19 protein-coding genes and 1 pseudogene are annotated in these 19,062 nt (G+C 73.2%); 13 read left to right on the top strand and 7 right to left on the bottom strand.

Annotated features, from left to right (window positions below; all coding sequences use genetic code 11):
• Position 1: 1 nt before the first annotated feature.
• Positions 2 to 799, bottom strand: a complete 798-nt coding sequence (locus Ae331Ps2_RS02675) for an enoyl-CoA hydratase/isomerase family protein (protein WP_075310925.1) — start codon at positions 797 to 799, stop codon at positions 2 to 4.
• Positions 800 to 847: 48 nt separating this feature from the next.
• Between Ae331Ps2_RS02675 and Ae331Ps2_RS02670 the strand changes: the two genes are divergently transcribed.
• Entirely contained in the window at positions 848 to 1,885 is a 1,038-nt protein-coding gene (locus Ae331Ps2_RS02670; protein ID WP_075310927.1) for an MBL fold metallo-hydrolase, read from the top strand.
• Between the two features lie 127 nt (positions 1,886 to 2,012).
• Here Ae331Ps2_RS02670 and Ae331Ps2_RS02665 read toward each other — a convergent pair whose 3' ends face one another.
• Together Ae331Ps2_RS02665 and Ae331Ps2_RS02660 are read right to left on the bottom strand one after the other, a co-directional pair.
• Positions 2,013 to 3,332: an NAD(P)/FAD-dependent oxidoreductase gene (locus Ae331Ps2_RS02665; RefSeq protein WP_075310929.1), complete on the bottom strand. Its 1,320-nt coding sequence runs from the start codon at positions 3,330 to 3,332 to the stop codon at positions 2,013 to 2,015.
• A gap of 56 nt (positions 3,333 to 3,388) precedes the next feature.
• Positions 3,389 to 4,036, bottom strand: coding sequence for a TetR/AcrR family transcriptional regulator (locus tag Ae331Ps2_RS02660; RefSeq protein WP_075310931.1), 648 nt, complete (start codon positions 4,034 to 4,036; stop codon positions 3,389 to 3,391).
• A 273-nt stretch (positions 4,037 to 4,309) separates the two neighbouring features.
• Here Ae331Ps2_RS02660 and Ae331Ps2_RS02655 point away from each other — a divergent pair, with 273 nt between their 5' ends.
• The 3 genes and pseudogenes from Ae331Ps2_RS02655 (at position 4,310) to Ae331Ps2_RS02645 (ending at position 8,005) form a co-directional block, all read left to right on the top strand.
• Positions 4,310 to 5,134 carry a transposase family protein gene (locus tag Ae331Ps2_RS02655; RefSeq protein ID WP_075313133.1) on the top strand — a complete coding sequence of 275 codons (825 nt, stop codon included), beginning with the start codon at positions 4,310 to 4,312 and terminating at the stop codon, positions 5,132 to 5,134.
• A gap of 25 nt (positions 5,135 to 5,159) precedes the next feature.
• A pseudogene (locus tag Ae331Ps2_RS02650) lies at positions 5,160 to 6,230 on the top strand (CaiB/BaiF CoA transferase family protein); the annotation flags it as partial.
• Positions 6,231 to 6,313: 83 nt separating this feature from the next.
• Positions 6,314 to 8,005, top strand: a complete 1,692-nt coding sequence (locus Ae331Ps2_RS02645; RefSeq protein WP_075310935.1) for a class I adenylate-forming enzyme family protein — start codon at positions 6,314 to 6,316, stop codon at positions 8,003 to 8,005.
• Between the two features lie 54 nt (positions 8,006 to 8,059).
• Here Ae331Ps2_RS02645 and Ae331Ps2_RS02640 read toward each other — a convergent pair whose 3' ends face one another.
• The 4 genes from Ae331Ps2_RS02640 to Ae331Ps2_RS02625 form a co-directional block, all read right to left on the bottom strand.
• Positions 8,060 to 9,682, bottom strand: a complete 1,623-nt coding sequence (locus tag Ae331Ps2_RS02640) for an AMP-binding protein (protein WP_083695156.1) — start codon at positions 9,680 to 9,682, stop codon at positions 8,060 to 8,062.
• 59 nt (positions 9,683 to 9,741) lie between these two features.
• Positions 9,742 to 10,398: a TetR/AcrR family transcriptional regulator gene (locus tag Ae331Ps2_RS02635; RefSeq protein WP_075310937.1), complete on the bottom strand. Its 657-nt coding sequence runs from the start codon at positions 10,396 to 10,398 to the stop codon at positions 9,742 to 9,744.
• 4 nt (positions 10,399 to 10,402) lie between these two features.
• Positions 10,403 to 11,569, bottom strand: coding sequence for an acyl-CoA dehydrogenase family protein (locus Ae331Ps2_RS02630; RefSeq protein ID WP_075310939.1), 1,167 nt, complete (start codon positions 11,567 to 11,569; stop codon positions 10,403 to 10,405).
• A 78-nt stretch (positions 11,570 to 11,647) separates the two neighbouring features.
• Entirely contained in the window at positions 11,648 to 12,445 is a 798-nt protein-coding gene (locus Ae331Ps2_RS02625; protein WP_075310941.1) for an SDR family NAD(P)-dependent oxidoreductase, read from the bottom strand.
• A gap of 151 nt (positions 12,446 to 12,596) precedes the next feature.
• On the opposite strand from Ae331Ps2_RS02625, the gene Ae331Ps2_RS02620 reads away from it, so the two are divergent.
• From Ae331Ps2_RS02620 to Ae331Ps2_RS02580, 9 genes are read left to right on the top strand one after another with little or no spacing between them, the layout of a single operon-like run.
• Positions 12,597 to 13,850: a cytochrome P450 gene (locus tag Ae331Ps2_RS02620; RefSeq protein ID WP_075310943.1), complete on the top strand. Its 1,254-nt coding sequence runs from the start codon at positions 12,597 to 12,599 to the stop codon at positions 13,848 to 13,850.
• Entirely contained in the window at positions 13,847 to 14,056 is a 210-nt protein-coding gene (locus tag Ae331Ps2_RS02615) for a ferredoxin (protein WP_337819577.1), read from the top strand. Before Ae331Ps2_RS02620 ends, Ae331Ps2_RS02615 begins: the two co-directional genes overlap by 4 nt.
• 3 nt (positions 14,057 to 14,059) lie before the next feature.
• Positions 14,060 to 14,515, top strand: a complete 456-nt coding sequence (locus Ae331Ps2_RS02610) for a MaoC family dehydratase (RefSeq protein ID WP_020622791.1) — start codon at positions 14,060 to 14,062, stop codon at positions 14,513 to 14,515.
• Between the two features lie 28 nt (positions 14,516 to 14,543).
• The gene (locus Ae331Ps2_RS02605) at positions 14,544 to 15,830 is read left to right on the top strand and encodes a Rieske 2Fe-2S domain-containing protein (RefSeq protein WP_075310945.1); all 1,287 of its coding nucleotides are present in this window, start codon (positions 14,544 to 14,546) and stop codon (positions 15,828 to 15,830) included.
• On the top strand, positions 15,827 to 16,327 hold the full coding sequence (locus Ae331Ps2_RS02600; RefSeq protein ID WP_075310947.1) for an aromatic-ring-hydroxylating dioxygenase subunit beta: 501 nt from the start codon (positions 15,827 to 15,829) through the stop codon (positions 16,325 to 16,327). Before Ae331Ps2_RS02605 ends, Ae331Ps2_RS02600 begins: the two co-directional genes overlap by 4 nt.
• The gene (locus tag Ae331Ps2_RS02595) at positions 16,327 to 16,545 is read left to right on the top strand and encodes a hypothetical protein (RefSeq protein ID WP_020622794.1); all 219 of its coding nucleotides are present in this window, start codon (positions 16,327 to 16,329) and stop codon (positions 16,543 to 16,545) included. Before Ae331Ps2_RS02600 ends, Ae331Ps2_RS02595 begins: the two co-directional genes overlap by 1 nt.
• Positions 16,542 to 17,357 (top strand): enoyl-CoA hydratase/isomerase family protein, encoded by an 816-nt coding sequence (locus Ae331Ps2_RS02590; protein ID WP_226360363.1) that lies wholly within the window; start codon positions 16,542 to 16,544, stop codon positions 17,355 to 17,357. Before Ae331Ps2_RS02595 ends, Ae331Ps2_RS02590 begins: the two co-directional genes overlap by 4 nt.
• Positions 17,354 to 18,154: an enoyl-CoA hydratase/isomerase family protein gene (locus tag Ae331Ps2_RS02585; protein WP_075310949.1), complete on the top strand. Its 801-nt coding sequence runs from the start codon at positions 17,354 to 17,356 to the stop codon at positions 18,152 to 18,154. Before Ae331Ps2_RS02590 ends, Ae331Ps2_RS02585 begins: the two co-directional genes overlap by 4 nt.
• A 39-nt stretch (positions 18,155 to 18,193) precedes the next feature.
• On the top strand, positions 18,194 to 19,057 hold the full coding sequence (locus Ae331Ps2_RS02580) for an SDR family NAD(P)-dependent oxidoreductase (RefSeq protein WP_075310951.1): 864 nt from the start codon (positions 18,194 to 18,196) through the stop codon (positions 19,055 to 19,057).
• Positions 19,058 to 19,062: the final 5 nt, after the last annotated feature.

Below are 19,062 nucleotides of genomic sequence, written 5' to 3'. Positions count from 1 at the left end.
ATCAGCACCCCCGGAACACGGCCTGCCGCTTCTGTGCGAACGCGGCCCTGCCCTCGGCGTAGTCGTGGGTGGTGGCGTGCCGCTGCTGCAGGGTCGCCTCCAGCTCCAGCTGGTCGGCCAGGCGCCGCTGGGCGGCCGCCCCGAGGGCCTGTTTGGTGCTGGCCAGCGCGACGGTCGGCGCCTGGGCGAGGCGCCGGGCGAGTGCCTCGGCCTCGGCGTGCAGGCGCTCGCCGGGGTGCACCGCGTTCACCAGTCCCCAGCGGTGTGCGGTCTCGGCGGGCAGCCGGTCGCCGAGCATGCAGAGCTCCGCGGCGCGGGCGAGCCCGATCCGCTCGGCCAGGAACGCCGTGGTCCCGCCGTCGGGCATCACCCCGATCCGGACGAAGGCGAGCAGCAGGTAGGCGTCCTCGGCGGCCAGCAGCAGGTCGCAGGACAGGGCGAGGGACACCCCGAGCCCGGCGCAGGCGCCCTGCACCGCCCCGACGAACGGCTTCGGTGCCGCCCGCACCGCCAGCACGATGGGGTTGTAGATCTCGCGCAGCCGGGTCGACAGGTCCGGATCGCCCTCGGGGGTCGTCTCGCGCGGGTTCTTCACGTCGGCACCGGCGCAGAACGCCCGGCCGGCCCCGGTGACGAGCACCGCGCGGACCGCGTCGTCGGCCGACGCCCGACGCACGGCGTCGAGCAGCTCGGTGCCCATGGCGGGGGTCCAGGCGTTCAGGGCGTCGGGGCGGTGCAGCTCGATCCGGGCCAGTCCGTCGCCGGTCTCGTACCGCAGGTCCTCGTAGCGCGGGGTCACGTCCGCGAAACTACATTGAATCAGGATTAGAAAGAAGGAGGGGTCGATGTGACCGTGGAGCTCGCCGAGCAGGTGCAGGACTGGACCGAACCGGGGGCGCACCCCGTGCTGCCGGGGGTGCACCGGATCCCGCTGCCGTTGCCGCTGGACGGGCTGCGGGCGGTCAACGTCTACGTGCTCGACGGGCCGGACGGGCCGACCCTGGTCGACTCCGGCTGGGTCGACGCCGACGGCGACGCGCTGGAGGTCGGCCTGCGCGCCCTGGGGTACGCCCCGGCCGACGTCGCCCAGGTCGTCGTCACCCACGCCCACCACGACCACTACACCCAGGCCCTCGCGCTGCGCTCCGCCCACGGCACCCGGGTCGTGCTCGGCCGCGGGGAGGAGCCCTCGGTGGCGGCGCAGAGCGACCGCGCGGCCCACCCCGCGCCGCAGCCGGCCATGGTGGCCGCGGCAGGTGCGGCCGACCTGGCCCGGGACCTGGCCCGGCACGTCGCCGAGGTCGAGCGCGTCGACCTGGCGCCGTGGAGCATGCCCGACGCCTGGCTCGACGACGGCGACCTGGTCACCGCAGGCGAGGGCGAGCTGGAGGTGCGGGCGACCCCGGGGCACACCCGCGGGCACGTCGTGCTGCGCGACACCGCGCGCGGCGCGCTGTTCTCCGGGGACCACGTGCTGCCGCACATCACGCCGTCGATCGGCTACGAACGCGCCCCCGAGCCGATGCCGCTGCGCAGCTACCTGGACTCGCTGCGGCTGGTCCGCGACCTGCCCGACTCCCTGCTGCTGCCGGCCCACGGGCCGGTCACCCGCAGTGTGCACACCCGTGTCGACGAGCTGCTGGCCCACCACGAGCAGCGGCTGGCCGCCGCCGCGGCGCGGGTCGGGGCCGGGGACACGACGGCCTGGGCGGTCGCGTCCGCCCTGCCGTGGACCCGGCGGGAGCGGCACCTGTCGCAGCTGGAGACCGAGCACGCCGCGCTCGCGGTGCTGGAGATCGCCGCCCACCTCGACGTGCTGGTCGACGCGGGCGTGCTCGTCGCACACGACGGCGAGGACGGCGTACGCCGCTACGCCCCGTCCTGAGCGCCCCGTCCCGGCTGCCCCGTCCCGAACGCGCTGTCCTGAACGCACTGTCCCGAACGCACTGCGCGCCGCCACCCGGGGAGCAGGTGGCGGCGCGCCGGTGGGGGAGTGGCCGGGAGCGGCGGGGTCAGACCGCCGCGGTCAGCGGGTACTCCGCGAGGATCTTCTCGGTGACGAGCTTGGCGGTCTCGGCGCAGGCGGTGGTGCCGCCGTTGGCGTACTCCTTGACCCCGTCGCCGACGTTCCACAGGTTCGCGATCGGGGTGTCGTGGCCCAGGTCGTAGCCCGCGACCGCGCGCTGCGGGGGCCACCCGTCGCGCATGACCGCGACCGACAGGGTGCGGGCCCGGTCGAAGCCGGGGATCTGCTCGCGCAGGTCCGTGCGCAGCAGCTCGACCTCGGCATCGGCGTCGAAGTCGCCGACCGAGGGCTTGGGCACCGAGGCCGCGACGTAGAGGTTCCAGCCCTCCGGCGCCATCTCCGGGCAGGTGTCGGTGAAGTTGGCGACGTAGCAGAGCCGCTCGGACGTGGAGAACAGCAGCATGCCGGGCACGTCGACCAGGCGCTCGCGGCTGGCGAAGTTGAGCGCGATCATCGAGCACGGCCGGTCCTTGACCGCGACCTGCTCGCGGTAGTCCGCGGGGAGGTTCTCCGCGCCGAGCAGGCCCACGGTCGCGGCGGGCCCGGTGTCGCTCACGGCCACTCGGCAGGTGACCTCGACGCGCTCGCCGTCGCGCACGACGGTGGCACCGGTGACCCGGCCGTCGGCGAGGTGCAGCCGCTCGACCTCCGACGACAGCCACACCTGGCCGCCGTTGCCGATCACCGAGTTCGCCAGCGACTGCCAGACCCCGATCGTGCCGGCCGGGCAGAACCCGAACTTCTTGAACGCCGACTTGCGGGTGAAGTAGGTCAGGAACACCCGCGCGGGCAGCTCCTCGGACCCGACGGCGAACACCGAGGCGCACATGTTGCGGAACACGCCCTGCACGGCCGCGTTCTTCGAGTACCTGCCGACCCACTCCGCGGTGGACAGCTCGCTGCCGGGCAGTGCGTCGTCGTTCGTGCGGGCGGCGCCGATGCCCGAGAGCAGCTTCGCGCCCTGCCGGGTGAGCTGGGACAGCAGCATGCCCCAGCCGCCGCGGGTGACGTCGAGGTTCTTGCCGCCCACCCGGTAGAGCACCGGGACCTTCGGGGTGCGGATGTCGAACTCGGCGCCGACCTCGGCGAAGGTCTCCTCGGTGATGCCACCGACCTCGATGACGATCGCGCCGTCGTTGACGAGGAACCCGTCGATCTCGGTGGTGGACGCCCGCCCACCCACCTTGTCGAGCCGCTCCACGACGAGGGTGCGGTAGCCGGCACGGGCCAGCCGGGCGGCGGCGAACAGGCCACCGGCGCCGGCGCCCACCACGAGCGCGTCGAACGCGGTGTCGGACGTCTGCACGGGTCATCTCCTTCGGTCGACTCTTTAATCGAGAGTAAATTAATACGAAGCACGGGTCAACGGTCCGGCGAGAGCCCCTCGCGCACGATGGTCTGCGCGGTCGCCACGGTCCCTGCGAGGTCGCCGCGCTCGGGGCGCCACCACTCCGGGGCCCAGTTCAGCGCCCCCATCACCAGCATCCGGGCCGCCTGCGCGTCCAGGTCCGGATCCACCTCGCCGGCCTCGCGCGCGGAGTCCACCAGGCCCCGCCACAGTGCGCCGTAGCGGCGCTGGTCGCGGAGCTGGACGTCGCGGATGCCCGGCGGGAGCTGGGCGGCGTGCCGGATCGCGGCCGAGGCGTACTCCGAGTCCCGCAGCACGATCTCCAGGTGTGCGCGCACGGCGGTGGTGATGCGGTCCATCGGCGAGCTGTCCGGCGGCAGTGCGTCGAGCTCGCCGTGCACGTGCGCCATCACCCGGCGCAGTCCGACCTGCACCACCTCGGCGATGAGCTCGTCCCGCGAGGCGAAGTGGTAGTAGATCGCCGGGGCCTGCAGGCCGGCGATGGTGGCGATGTCGAGCAGCCGGGTCCCCGCGTAGCCGTTGCGGTTGAGCACCACCGCCGCCGCGTCCAGGATCCGCTCCCGGGTGGGCGCCGGGCGCGGGGCGGGGAGCTCCGCGGCGTCGCCCACCGTGGCTGGGTCCCGCTCCGGTGCGTCGGTCACGGTCGTCAGGCTACTGTTTAATCGTAGTAAGAAAAAGTATCGGGAGGGTGCGGCATGGGTGGGACGCAGCGGGGGCCGCTGGCCGGGCGGACGGTCGTGGAGCTGGCCGGGATCGGGCCGGGACCGTTCGCCGGCATGGCACTGAGGTGTTCTCAGTAGCGGGGTGGCAGGTCGTGGCGACACGCCGAGGGTGGTGAGATGAGCGGGAACGGGGCAGGACCCCGGTAGATCGGTTCGGTCCAGCACAGATCGACACCGTCACCGAGGTCCTGCATGTCTGATCCTGTCACCTACACCGCTGTCCTCCCGATCGGGGAGCGCACCGTGGCCTATCTGGCGCGGCTCCTGGTCCTTCAACGCCGTCGACGTGGCACCCGGCGGCGGGCGTTGACCCCGTTCGCCCAGGCAGTGCTGGTGATCCGCTGGTTCTGTGATGCTACCCGGGTCCGATGTTTGGCCGGTGACAACGCGATCAGCACTGCAACGGCCTACCGTTACCTGCACGAAGGCATCGACGTCCTCGCCGCGGCCGCACCCGGCCTGCACGGAGCCCTGCTCGCCGCCCGCACAGCCGGGCACACCCACGTGAATCTCGACGGCACCCTGATCGCCACCGACCGGTGCCGCGCGCTCGGCCTCACCCCCGGGGTCGACCTGTGGTGGTCGGGCAAGCACCGCCGCCACGGCGGGAACATCCAGGTCCTCACCGCACCTGATGGATGGCCGCTATGGACCAGCGACGTGCGGCCGGGCCGCGAGCACGACACCCGCTGCGCCCGTACCCACCCCGGGCTGCTCGAGGGCCTGGCCGCGTTCACCGACGACACCCACGCCGCGCTGGGCGACCTCGGCTACGAAGGCGAAGCCGACCGGCTCACCGTGCCCATCAAACTCGCCCCCGGCCGCGGGCAGACGGTCAACCAGCGCACCGTCAACACCCTGCACTCAGCCCTTCGTGCTCTGGCCGAACGCGGAAACGCCCTGCTCAAGACCACCTTCGCCGCGTTGCGGCGAGTCACGCTATGTCCCTGGCGCACCGGCGCGATCACCGCAGCTGCGCTCGTACTACTCCACACCGAGTACGACCGCACGACATGATCAACCCGCTACTGAGAACACCTCACTGGCCGACCTCGGGGCCGACGTGATCCGGGTCGACCGGCCGTCGGCCGGGCCACTGCCGACCGCGCCGCCGGCCGCCGACGTGCTGGGGCGCGGCAAGCGTTCGGTGGTGCTCGACCTCAAGCGGCCCGAGGCGGTCGAGGCGGTGCTCGCCCTCGCCACCGGTGCGGACGTGCTGATCGAGGGCAACCGGCCCGGGGTCGCCGAACGTCTGGGGGTCGGACCGGAGGCGGTGTGGGAGCGCAACCCGCGGCTGGTCTACGGGCGGATGACCGGCTGGGGGCAGGACGGGCCGCTGGCGCACACCGCCGGGCACGACGTCGGCTACATCGCCCTGACCGGGGCGCTGGGTGCCATCGGCCCGGCCGACGGACCCCCGCAGATCCCGCTCAACCTGCTCGGCGACTTCGGCGGCGGGGCGACCTACCTCGTGATCGGTGTGCTCGCGGCGCTGCTGGAGGCCGAACGCACCGGGCGCGGGCAGGTCGTCGACGCGGCGATCGTCGACGGCACCTCGCACCTGCTCGCCGTGATCCACACCCTGCTCGGCTCCGGTCGCTGGGAGGACCGGCGCGGGGTCAATCTGCTCGACGGCGGCACGCCGTTCTACGCCGTCTACGCCACCTCCGACGGCGGTCACATGGCGGTCGGTGCGCTCGAACCGCAGTTCTACGCCGAGCTGCTGCGCCTGCTGGAGATCCCGTGCGAGGTCGCGGACCCGCGGGACCAGCACGACCGCAGCCGCTGGCCGGCCCTGCGCGCCACGCTCGCCGGACGGTTCGCCACCCGGACCCGCGCGGAGTGGACGGCGGTGTTCGACGGCACCGACGCCTGCGTCGCGCCGGTCCTGGGCCTGCGCGAGGCGGCGGCCCACCCGCACCTCGTGGCCCGGGGGAGCGTGGTCGAGGTCGACGGGGTGCTGCAGCCCGGACCCGCGCCGCGCCTGTCCGGGCATCCCGTCGCCGCGCCCGGCCCCGCGCCGGTGCGGGGCGGTCACACCCGCGAGGTGCTCGCCGCAGCCGGGCTGGACGTCGACGCCCTGCTCGCCTCGGAGGCGGCCCGGCAGGCCTGACCCGGTGCGCCGGACGGTCCATTGTCCGCCGCGCCCGGCTTCTCTAATCTACGACAGATTAAACACTGACGTGGAGGTCGACGATGCCCGCCCCGATCACGGACCGTCGAGCGGCCCTGGAGGCCCGCCACCCGGTCTGGCGCCCCCGGACCCTCGACGGTTTCCTGGACGACTGCGCCGCCGAGTTCGGCGACCGCCCGCTGGTCGTCACCGACGACCGCACACTGACCTACGCCGAGGCCGTCGCCTGGTCCGACCGGCTCGCGGGCGGCCTGGCCGCGCTCGGCGTGCGGCCCGGGGACCGGGTCGGCCTGCTCATGGCGAACCACCTGGAGTTCGTGCCGCTGAAGTTCGCGGTCGCGCGGGCCGGGGCGGTGGCGATCCCGTTCAACTTCCTCTACCGGCGCGACGAGCTGGCCTACGTGCTGCGTCAGTCGCGGTGCACGGTGCTCGTCACCATGACCGGCTACGGCGACCTGGACCACCTGGCCCTGCTCGACGACGTCGCGCCCGGCTGGGAGCAGGGCCCCACCGCGGAGCTGCCGGACCTGCGCGCGGTCGTCGCGCTGCCCACCGTGCACCCGGCGCGGCCGGGGGTCACGACCGTCGAGGAGCTGGGCGCGCTCGGATCCCCGGTCGCGGCCGGCACGGCAGGCACCACACCCGGCGATCTGGGCGACATCCTCTACACCTCGGGCACCACCGGCGCGCCCAAGGGCGTCATGGTCACCCACGACGGGGTGCTGCGGACGGGGTACGCCTCCGCGCTGACCCGCGCGTTCGAGGACGGACGGCGGATCCTGTTCTCACTGCCCTGCTACCACATGTTCGGCTACGTGGAGGGCCTGGTCGCGGCCATGTTCGTCGGCGGGGCGATCGTGCCGCGCCTGGCGTTCTCCGCGGCCGACTACGTCGAGGGCATCGAGCGGCACCGGGCCACCGAGATCCTCTGCGTGCCCACGATGACCGTCGCCCTGCTCGAGTCCCCCGCCCGGGCCGGGCGCGACCTGTCCTCGGTGTTCGCGCTGCTCTCCGGCGCCGCGCCGGCGCCGGTGTGGCTGTGGGAGAAGGTGCGGGCCGAGCTGGGCATCGCCGAGGTCACCACCGGCTACGGGATGACCGAGTGCGGCGGCGCGATGACGATGACGCTGCCCGAGGACCCGCTGGAGCGGCACGCGACGACGGTCGGCCGGGTCAAGCGGGCCGGCGTCGCCGGGCTGCCCGACCGCGACGGCGACCTGTGCGCGTACACGACCTGCGACCCGCTCACCGGTGAGGAGCTGCCCGCCGGGGCGGAGGGCGAGCTCGTCTCGTCCGGACCCACCCACATGCTCGGGTTCTGGGACAAGCCCGAGGAGACCGCGGCCGCGCTGCGCGGAGGCCGGGTGTTCTCCGGTGACCTGGGCCGGGTCCGCGACGACGGCTACCTGGAGATCACCGGCCGCAGCAAGGAGCTCTACAAGAGCGGCGGCGAGCTGGTGATGCCGAAGGAGATCGAGGAGCTGCTGACCCGTGAGCCGGGGATCAGTCAGGCGTTCGCCGTCGGCGTCCCGGACGACCGCTGGGGCGAGGTCGGCTGCGTCTGGATCGTCCCGGAGCCGGGCGCGACCGTCGACCCGGACGCGGTGCTCGCCCTGTGCCGGGAGAAGCTCGCGCGGTTCAAGGTGCCCCGGCACGTCCTGGTGACCACCTCCGGGGAGCTCCCGACCACGCCCACCGGCAAGATCCAGAAGTTCCGGCTCGCCCGGCGCGCCGCCGAGGTGCTGGGCGGATGAGTGCCGGGTCCCGGGCGCACCGCCCGGGACCCGGCCGCTCGTCCGGTGCGGGGCTCAGCCGCCCAGCTCGTCGCGGAGCACGAACTTCTGCACCTTGCCCGACGGGGTCATCGGCAGCTCGTCGACCAGGAACCAGCGCACCGGCACCTTGTACGGGGTGAGCCGGGCGAGGCAGTGTGTGGCCAGCTCGTCGGTGAACCCGGCCGGCTGCGGCTCGTGGGTCACCACGGCCGCGGCGACGATCTCGCCCCAGGTCGGGTCGGGCAGTCCGACGACCGCCGACGCCGCGACCGCCGGGTGCTCGGCGAGCGCGACCTCGATCTCGGCCGGGGCGATGTTCTCCCCACCGCGGATGATGAGCTCCTTGAGCCGACCGGTCAGCGTGATCATCCCGCGCTCGTCCATCGACCCGAGGTCGCCGGTGTGCACCCAGCCCTCGTCGTCGACGGTCGCGGCCGTGGCCTCCGGGTCGTCGTAGTAGCAGAGCATCTGGTTGTAGCCGCGGGCGCAGACCTCGCCGACGACGCCGAGGCCGGCCACCTCGCCGGTCGCCGGGTCGACGATCCGGGCCCCGGTGTGCGGCAGCGGGCGGCCGACGGAGCGGACGAGGTCGTCCTCGCCGTCCGACCGCCGGGTCAGGCTCAGCACGGGGGAGAGCTCGGTCTGGCCGTACAGGTTGTGCACGAACGCCCCGAACGTCTCCCGGACCCCGGTGATCAGCGTCCCGGGCGCGGTCGCGGCACCGACCAGGACGGTGTCCAGCGGCGGGGCGGCCTCGTCGCGGCCGCGGGCCTCGTGCAGCACCGCCCCGAGCACCGTCGGCACGCTCATCAGGACCGAGGCGCCCTCCGCGCGGATCGCGTCGAGCACCGCGGCGGGGGTGAACTTCTCGATCAGCACCATCGTGCCGCCGAGCACCGCCGGGCCGAGGGTGGAGATCACACAGCCCGCGGTGTGGAAGGTCGGCAGCGGGGCGACCGCGACGGCCCCCTCGCGGGCCTGCGCGGTGTGCATGGTCAGCCGCGCGTTGTTCAGCAGCGAGCGGTGCGCCAGCAGCACCCCCTTGGGGCGGCCGGTCGTGCCGGAGGTGAACTGCATCATGGCCGGGGCGTCCGGGCTGCTGCGGTCCGCGGCGTCGGGGGACCCGCCGTCGAGCGGGGCCCCGTGCAGCCGGTCGGTGTCGGACAGGCTGACGACGTGGGCGAGTCCCGGCACTCGGGGGGCGACCTCGGCGACGACGCCGGTCAGGTCGTGGTCGCGTACCCGGTCGGCGTGCAGCAGCACGGTGGAACGGGACAGGGTGAGGGCGTACTCGAGCTCCCCGGGGCGCAGGGCCGGGTTGAGCGCCACCAGCACGACGCCGGCCAGGCCCGCCGCGTACTGCACGATCGTCCACTCGGCGATGTTCGGCGCCCAGATCGCGACGTGGCCGCCGGGTCCGGCGAGCTCGTGCAGGGTGCCGGCGACGCGGCTCGCCTCGTCGAGCAGCTCGGCGTAGGTCCACCGGCCCGGTGTCCCGTCGTGCCGGGTCGCGACCAGGGCGACGGTGTCCGGGCGGGCGGCGGCCTGCTCGCGCAGCAGTCCGCCGACGGTGCTCTCGAGCAACCCGGGGCCGGGGCCCTCCAGCCATTCGGCGCGCCGGAGCGCGGTGGGCTGCGGGCTGACGGACGTGCTCATACGGCCTCCGACGATGCAGGTCACGAGATGAACCGAATCTAGATAAGAAACTTCGGACGTCAACCGCCGGTCGGAGCCGTCAGGCCCCGCCGGACGATGGTCTGCGCCGTTCGGACCAGCGACCGCAGGGAGCCACGCCCGGGGCTCCACCACTCGCACGCCCAGTTGAGCGCCCCCAGTACGAGCATCCGTGCCGCGCGGGGGTCGAGCTCGGGCCGCAGCTCACCCGAGACCCGGGCGGCCTCGACGAGCTCGCGCCAGAAGTTCACGTAGCGCTGCTGTTCCGCGAGCTGGCGGTCCCGCACCTGCGGGGGCAGCTGCGCGGTGGTGCGCACCGCCGCGACGGTGTAGTCGGAGATCCGCAGCACGGCCTGCAGGTGGGCCTCGACGGCGCAGCAGATCCGGTCCATCGCGCTCGCCGTGGCGGGCAGTTCCTGCACCCGGGCCCGCACGTGCTCCAGGTTGCGCACCATCCCCGCGACGACGACCTGCTCGACCGGGTCCTCGCGGGAGTCGACGTAGTAGTAGATCGCCGGAGGCCGGACCCCGGCCAGCCGCGCGACGTCGGACAGCCGGGTCCCCGCGTACCCGCGGGTCGCCAGCAGCGACGCCGTCGCGTCCAGGATGCGGCGCCGGGTCCGCGCCGCCTTCTCCCCCGAACCCCGCGCGCCCTCGGCGCGGGACCCGGGGGAGCGGGCGCTCTGGGTACGGGTCATCGGGTCAGTAGGACGCCGGCAGGCCCAGGCTGCGCTGGGCGACGAAGTTGAGCACCATCTCCCGGCTGACCGGTGCGGTCTTGAGCATCCGGGCCACGAACCACAGGTCGGCCAGGCCGTACTCCAGGGACATGCCGTTTCCGCCGTGGGCCTGCATCGCCTGGTCCAGGGTGCGCAGCGAGGAGTCGGCGGCGGCGAACTTGGCGATGTTCGACGCCTCGGCCGCGTCGACGCCGGCGTCGTAGAGCTCGGCGGCGCGGTAGGCCATCAGCCGCGAGAGCTGGGTCCCGATGTAGGCCTCGGCCAGCGGGTGCGCGACGCCCTGGTGCGACCCGATCGGCACGCCCCACACCTGCCGGTCGCGGGCGTAGCCGCACGCCTTCTCCAGGGCGTAGCGGGCGATGCCGTTGGAGATGCAGGCCGCGGTGATCCGCTCCGGGTTGAGTCCGGCGAACACCTGGCGCAGGCCGTTGCCCTCCTCGCCGATCAGCGCCTCGGGGCCCACCCGGACGTCGTCGAAGAACACGGTGAACTGGTGCTCGGGCTGCTGCAGTGCGGCCGGGATCGTCTGCCAGGTCAGCCCCTCGGTGTCGGTCGGCACCACGAACAGCGACAGCGGGTGGCGGCCGTTCGGTCCCGCCTCGGGCGCGCGGGTCACCACGAGGACCGCGTCGGCCTCGTCGATGCCCGAGGTCCAGTACTTCTGGCCGCGGAGCCGCCAGTCGTCGCCGTCGGGGTGGGCGGTGGTGGTGATCTCGTGGCTGTTGGACCCGGCGTCGGGCTCGGTGATGGCGAAGGCCATCTTCAGCGAGCCGTCGGCGATGCCGGGCAGCCAGCGCGACTTGAGCTCGTGCGAGCCGTGCGTGTCGATGATGGTGCCGCAGATCGCGGGGGAGATGACCATCATCAGCAGCGGGACGCCCTGGGTCGAGGACTCCTCGACGACGACGGCCAGGTCGGCCATGGTGCCGCCGCCCCCGCCGTAGGCCTCGGACAGGTGCACGCCCAGGAAGCCGGCCGCGCCGAGCTCCTTCCAGAGCTCGGTCGGCTCCTCGTGGGCGGCGGCCTTGCGCATGAAGTAGTCGTGGCCGTAGCGGCCGACCAGGGTCGCGACCGCGTCGCGCAGCGCCGCACGCTCCTCGGTGTCGGCGACGATCAGCGAGCTGGGCATCGTGTCTCCTCGTGACCCGGAGTATTTTCTAATCGAGAATAGGTAAAGTGGGTCGGCGTCGTCAACGTGGGCCCCACGTCACGGCATGGACGACCCGCCGCCGACGGCGACCACCTGCCCGGTGACCTGGAACGCGGCCGTCTCCGAGGCCAGCCAGGCGACCGCGTTCCCGACGTCGGTCGGCGTCGTGCGCCGGCGCAGCGCCTGGGTCGCCACGATGGCGTCGACGGCCTCGGGGGCGAACAGCGAGTCCGCGCCGCCCGCCCACACCGAGCTCGGGCCGACCTGCTCGTCCTCCGGTGGCAGGACCAGGCCCGGCGCGACGACGTTGCTGCGGATCCCGAACCGGCCGTTCTCCCGGGCCACGGTGCGGGCGAGCGAGATCAGCGCCGCCTTGGTGCCGCCGTAGATGCCCTGGCGGACCGCCCCGTAGGCGGCGTCGCTGGACAGGAACACGACCGCGCCCCGCCCGGCCTCGCGCATCGGTCCCAGGACGGCCTGGGTGCAGTCGATCGCGGCGAACAGGTTCACCTCGACGGTGCGCCGCCACAGGTCGCGGTCGGTCTGCTCGGCGAACCAGCCGGGCCTGCTCCAGCCCGCGTTGTTGACCAGCACGTCCACCCCGCCCCAGGCGTCCAGGGCGGCGGCGGCCACCGCGGCGCCCGCGCCCTCGGCGGTCAGGTCGGTGGCCAGGGCGAGCGCCTCCGGCGCGCCGAGCCCGGGCAGCTCCCCGGCGACGCGCCCGGCCTGCTCGCCGTCGATGTCGACGACCAGCACCCTGGCGCCCTCGCGGGCCAGGACCTGGGCGATGCCGCGCCCGATGTTGGCCCCGGCCCCGGTGACGACCACCCGTGCGTCGCGCAGTCCCAGATCCATCGCCGCTCCTCCTCGTCCCACCCGGTCTTTCGACGCGGGATTAAACACCCGACCGCCTCCGACGTCGCCGTCTTGACACCGGGTCGGCGCTCGTGATGTCCTTCCCGCTAGATTAATCGAGGTTAGAATCGAGACCGTCCCTGGGGGAGCAATGGTGCAGACCCGACCCGACTACGACCCGGTGTCGGTGGGATCGCTGGAGTTCTGGTCGCTCACGCCGGAGGGCCGCGAGGAACGCCTGCGTGTGCTGCGCGACGAGCGGCCGGTCAGCTGGCAGCGCCCGGCCGAGGGCTCGATGCTGCCCCAGGAGGACGACGCCGGGTTCTGGGCGATCACCCGGCACGCCGACATCGCGGCCGTCAGCAAGGACCCGGAGACCTTCTGCTCCGGCCAGGGCGTGATGATCGAGGACGTGCCGTCGGACATCCTGGAGGCGGCCAGCTCGTTCCTCGCGACCGACGCCCCCCGGCACACCCAGCTGCGCCGCCTGGTCAGCGCGGCGTTCACCCCGCGCCGGGTGAAGCAGATCGAGGCGCAGATCGCCGACCAGGCCCGCCGCATCGTCGACGACCTGATCGCCACCGGGGACTGCGACTTCGTGGACCAGGTCTCGCGGCGGCTGCCGATGTGGACGATCTACGAGATGTGCGGCCTGCCCGTCGAGCGCCGCGACGACGCCGCGCACGCCGCCGACGGCATGGTGTCGTGGGCCGACGCCGACGTGCGCGCCGGGCTGGAGCCCGCGGACCTGCTCAACCAGTCGCTGGTCACCCTCATCACGATCGGCCTGGAGCTGGCCGACGACCGCCGGGAGAACCCCCGCGACGACCTCATGACCTCGCTGGTGCAGGCCGAGGTCGACGGCGAGCGGCTGTCGGAGGAGGAGATCGCGGCCTTCTTCGTCCTGCTGTCGGTCGCCGGCAACGACACCACCCGCAACACCATCAGCCGCACGATGGAGGCGCTCACCCGCTTCCCGGACCAGCGCAAGATCCTGCAGGCCGACCCCGACGGCACGCTGAACACCGCCGTCGACGAGTTCGTCCGGTGGGCCAGCCCGGTGATGACCTTCCGCCGGGTCGCCACCCGGGACGTCGAGCTGCACGGCCAACGGATCCGGGCCGGCGACTGGGTCGTGATGTTCTACGCCTCGGGCAACCGCGACGAGCGGGTCTTCACCGAGCCCTACACCTTCGACGTCACCCGTTCCCCGAACCCGCACGTCGGCTTCGGCGGCGGAGGACCGCACTTCTGCATGGGCAACATGCTCGCCCGCACCCAGCTGCGCTCGCTGTTCGGGGAGCTGCTGCGCCGGGTGCCCGACCTGCGTACCGGTGAGCCCGTCCAGCTCGTCGGCAACTTCGTGGACGGCGTCAAGTCGATGCCGTGCACGCTCAACCCGTGAAGGAGGTACCACTCGTGCGCGTGGTGGTCGACTACGACAAGTGCACCGGGCTGGGGCTCTGCGAGTCCCTGGCCCCCGACTTCTTCGAGGTCGCCGACGACGGTTCGCTCAACCTGCTCCAGGAGCAGGCCGACGACTCGCAGCGGGGTGAGCTGGAGGAGGCCTGCCGGGCCTGCCCCACCGAGGCCCTGCGGATCGAGGGCTGAGCGGTGACGAAGGTCTTCGCGGGCGTCGACGCCCTGGCCGCCGCCGAGGGCGAGTCGTTCGGCCCGACCGACTGGGTCGAGATCGACCAGCGTCAGGTCGACCTGTTCGCCGAGGCGACCGGCGACCACCAGTGGATCCACACCGACCCCGAGCGGGCGGCGTCCGGCCCGTTCGGCCGGACCATCGCGCACGGGTTCCTGACCCTGTCGCTGCTGCCCCGGCTGCTGAACGAGCTCTACCGCGTCGACGACGTGCGGATGGGGATCAACTACGGCCTGAACAAGGTCCGTTTCCCCTCGCCGGTCCCGGTGGGCTCGAAGGTCCGGCTCGCCGCCGAGATCGCCTCGGTGCGCCGTGGCGACGGCTTCGTGGAGGTCACCACCCGCTCGACGATCGAGGTCGAGGGCTCGCCGAAGCCCGCCTGCGTGATCGAGAGCGTCGGCCGGCTCTACCCCTGATCCGCCAGACACGAGAGGAACGACCGTGATGCCGAGCGCCCCCACCGGTGCCGCGCGCGCCCCGCGCCCACCGGCGGCGCCGTACGACGAGCTGATCCGGCCCCGGCAGGTGCACGGGTCGCTCTACACCTCGCCGGAGATCTTCGCCGACGAGCTGGAGCGCATCTGGTACCGCACCTGGGTCTACGTCGGCCACGTCAGCGAGATCGCCGAGCCGAACGACTACGTCCGCAAGTCCATCGGACCGCAGGACGTCATCATGACCCGCACCGCCGACGGCGAGGTGCACCTGCTGCTCAACCGGTGCGCGCACCGCGGCAACCTGGTCTGCGAGGCGCGGTCGGGCAACTCCAGCTCGTTCCGCTGCCCGTACCACGGCTGGACCTACCGCAACGACGGCCGGATGCTCGGCTACCCGTTCCCGCAGGGGTACGGCGGCCGCGGGAAGCTGGACCTCGGCCTCGGCCGGGTCCCGCGGGTCGGGGTCTACCGGGGGTTCGTCTTCGGCAGCTTCGCCCCCGACGGCCCCACCCTCGACGAGCACCTCGGCGAGGCCAGGGGCGAGATCGACCGGCTCGTCCGGCTGTCCCCGGACGGGGAGGTCGAGCTGTCCGCCGGCTTCCTGCAGCACCGCGCGAAGGCGAACTGGAAGCTCCTCGCGGAGAACGAGACCGACGGCTACCACCCGCAGTTCGTGCACGCCTCGATCTTCAGCGTCGCGGAGAGCGGGATCGGGGCGCTCTACGGCGAGAAGTCGACCGCGGTGACCCGCGACCTCGGTGGCGGGCACAGCGAGAACGACCTGCGCCCGGAGTTCCGCCGGCTCGGCGTCCCGCTGGGCTGGTTCGGCACGACCGAGGAGAAGGTGCCGCGCTACGCGGCCCGGATGCGGGAGACCTACGGGTCCGACGCCCACGACATCCTGGTCGAAGGCGGACCCCACGTCATGATCTTCCCGAACCTGTTCATCGCCGAGATCCAGCTGTTCACCATCCAGCCGCTGGCCGCGGACCTCACCGTCCAGCACGTCACCGCGGTGCAGCTCAAGGGCGCGCCGGAGATGAACAAGCGGATGCTGCAGCAGTGCATCGGGTCGGTCGGGCCGGCCGGGATGCTGCTCGCCGACGACACCGAGATGTACGAGCGCAACCAGGCAGGCGTCGCCGAGCTGCGCCCGGAGTGGCTCGACATCCGGCGCGGCGCGGAGCGCGAGTACACCGACGAGCGTGGCCTCACCGTCGGCGGGGCCACCGACGAGACCGGTATGCGCGGGTTCTGGACGCACTACCGGCGGTTGATGACGGAGGGCCGATGACCACCACCGAGCCGGCCACCGGGCTCGATCTGCGCACCGTCGAGCAGTTCCTCTACCGCGAGGCGCGCTACGCCGACGAGCACCGCTATGAGGACTGGGAGGCGCTCTGGACCCCGGACGCCCTCTACTGGGTGCCCGCGAACGACGACGACGCCGACCGCATGACCCAGATGTCGATCATCCACGACAACCGCAACCGGATCGCCACCCGGATCCGCCAGTACCGCACCGGGCGCCGGCACTCCCAGGTGCCTGCGTCGCGGCTGCGCCGGGTCGTGTCCAACGTGGAGATCCTCGGTACCGTGCCCGGGACCGGGGACACCGAGGTCGGCGCCAACTTCGTGCTCGTCGAGTCCCGCGAGCGCGGCACCCAGCTGTGGGCCGGGCGCTACACCTACCGGCTGCGCGTGGTCGACGGGGAGCTCGCGATGTCCTACAAGAAGGTCGCGCTGGTGGACAACGCCCGCGCGATCGCGACGCTGGCGTTCCTGGTCTGATGGAGATCCGTCCCGATATCGTCGGCAACGAGTTCGCCGAGGTCGCCGTCCGCATCGACGACGAGGCGAACAGCCGGCGGCTGCGCATCGAGGACCTGCGCACCGGCCGGGTCCGCTACCTCGACGCGCTGGAGCTGGAGACGCTGGTGTGGCTGCCCGAGGGACACCTGCACAAGCTCCTCGACCCGTCGGCCGACCGGTGGCGGGAGGACGCGTGAGCCCCGACCTCGGCACCGACCCCGGCACCGGCCCGGACACCGCACCGGTCCTGTCCCGGATCGAGGAGCGCGCCGACGGGCGCGTCGCCCACCTGACGCTGAACCGACCGCGGGCCCGCAACGCGATCACCGTCGCGCTGGCCGGCGCCCTGCACGCGGCGCTGGTGGCCGCCGCGGCCGAGGCCGACGTCGTCGTGGTGCGCGGGGCGGGCGGGCACTTCTGCGCGGGCGGGGACTTCCACGAGGTCTCCCGGCTGCGCGAGGACGGCCCGGAGGCGCTGCGGCCGCTGTTCGAGACCTTCGTCGGTGCGTGCCAGCTGATCGCGGACCTGCCGGTCCCGGTCGTCGCCGCGGTGGAGGGCTACGCGATGGCCGGCGGCTTCGAGCTGGTCCAGTCCGTCGACATCGCGCTCGTCCGCGAGGACGCGGTACTCGCCGACAACCACGCCAACTTCGGCATGATCCCCGGCGGTGGCGGGTCGCAGCGGCTGCCCCGCATCGTGGGGACCCCACGCGCGCTCGGGCACATCCTGCTCGGCGACCGGCTCTCGGGCCGTGACGCCGTCGACTGGGGGATCGCCTACGCCTGCGCCCCGGCCGACGGGTTCGAGGCCCTCGTCGAGAACACCGTCGCCAACCTGCTCGGCAAGGACCCCGGCGCGCTGGCCCGGATCAAGCAGCTCGTACGCGGCGGGCTGGACGGCCCGCTGAGCGACGGCCTGTCCGCCGAGACCGCCGCCACCCTCGCCCACCTGGACGGGGAACGGGCCGGTGCGGGCATCGGCCGCTTCACCGGAAGGACACGCACGTGACCGTCACCGACCAGCTGGTCCTGTTCGACCTCGACGAGGACGGCGTCGGCCGGCTGCGACTCAACCGCCCCGAGGCCGCCAACGGCATGAACGTGCCGTTCCTGCGCGCGCTCTACGACGCCGTCATGACCGCCACCGGGCAGGCCGACCTGCGGGTGCTCCTGCTGACCGGCGAGGGCCCGCACTTCTGCGCCGGCGGTGACGTGAAGACCTTCACCGCCAAGGGCGAGGCGCTCCCGGACTACCTGCGCGAGGCCACCGCCTGGCTGCAGAACGTCGCGCAGGCCCTGCTGGCGCTGCCCGTCCCGGTCGTCACGGCGGTGCACGGGTTCGCCGCGGGCGGCGGGGGACTGGGCCTGGTGTGTGCCTCCGACATCGTGCTCGCCGGGGAGTCGGCGAAGTTCATGTCGGGCGCCGCGCGGGTCGCCATGGCACCCGACGCGGGCTCGTCGGTGACGCTGCCCCAGCTCGTCGGGCTGCGCAAGGCGATGGAGATCCTGCTGCTCAACCCCACGCTGACCGCCGCCGAGGCCGTCGAGATCGGGCTGATCACCCGGGTGGTCGCCGACGACGCGCTGCACGACGAGGCGCTGGCCGTCGCCCGCACCCTGGCCGCCGGCGCGCCGCGTGCGCTCGGTGCCGTCAAGCGGCTGGTCTGGTCCGGGCTCGGCGCCCGGGTCGAGGCCCAGCTGCCGGAGGAGGCCCGCACGGTCTCCGAGCTGTCCGGCACCGCGGACGCCCGCGAGGGGCTCGCCGCCGTGCTCGAACGGCGCCGGCCCCGGTTCACCGGCCGCTGACGCGGCCGTCCACCCCCACTACGAAGGAGTTCGGCAGGCATGGCAGGAGTCGAGGGACGCGTCGTCGCGATCACCGGGGCGGGCAACGGCCTGGGCCGCGAGTACGCGCTGGTGCTGGCGCGGGCGGGCGCGAAGGTCGTCGTCAACGACCTCGGTGGGTCGCGGGACGGCAGCGGCAGCGGATCGAGCGCCGCGGACGCCGTCGTCGCCGAGATCCGGGCCGAGGGTGGCGATGCCACGGCGAACCACGACAGCGTGGCCACGTCCGAGGGCGGCGCCGCGGTCGTCACGACCGCGCTGGAGGCCTACGGCCGCATCGACGGCGTCGTGGCGAACGCCGGCATCCTGCGGGACAGGTCGTTCCACTCGATGACCGACGACGACTGGGACGCCGTGCAGCGCGTGCACCTCTACGGCGCCTACCACGTGATCCACGCGGCCTGGCCGCACCTGCGCGAGCAGGGCCACGGCCGGGTCGTCGTCGCCACCTCGACCTCGGGGATCTACGGCAACTTCGGGCAGGCCAACTACGGCGCCGCCAAGGGCGGGCTGATCGGGCTCATCAACACCCTGGCCATCGAGGGCCGCAAGCGCGGCATCACCGCGAACGCGATCGCGCCGATGGCGGCGACCCGGATGACCTCCGACATCGCGCCGCCGGAGGTGCTCGCGAAGCTCGACCCGGCGCACGTCGCCCCGGTCGTCGGCTACCTGCTGACCGACGAGTGCACCGAGACCGGCAGCGTCCTGGTCGTCGGTGGCGGCGAGGTGCACCGCGTCGCGCAGTTCCGCAGCAAGGGCGTGACCTTCGCGGAGGTCCCGACCATCGACCAGGTCGGTGACCGGTTCGCCGAGATCGTCGACCTCGACGGTGCCGTCGTCGGCACGAACCCGGTCGGGTGAGGCGG

Source organism: Pseudonocardia sp. Ae331_Ps2, from assembly GCF_001932405.1.
Taxonomy (GTDB): Bacteria; Actinomycetota; Actinomycetes; order Mycobacteriales; family Pseudonocardiaceae; genus Pseudonocardia.
Note: the sequence above shows the minus strand (reverse complement) of the source record. Positions and strands in the feature narration are given on the sequence as shown.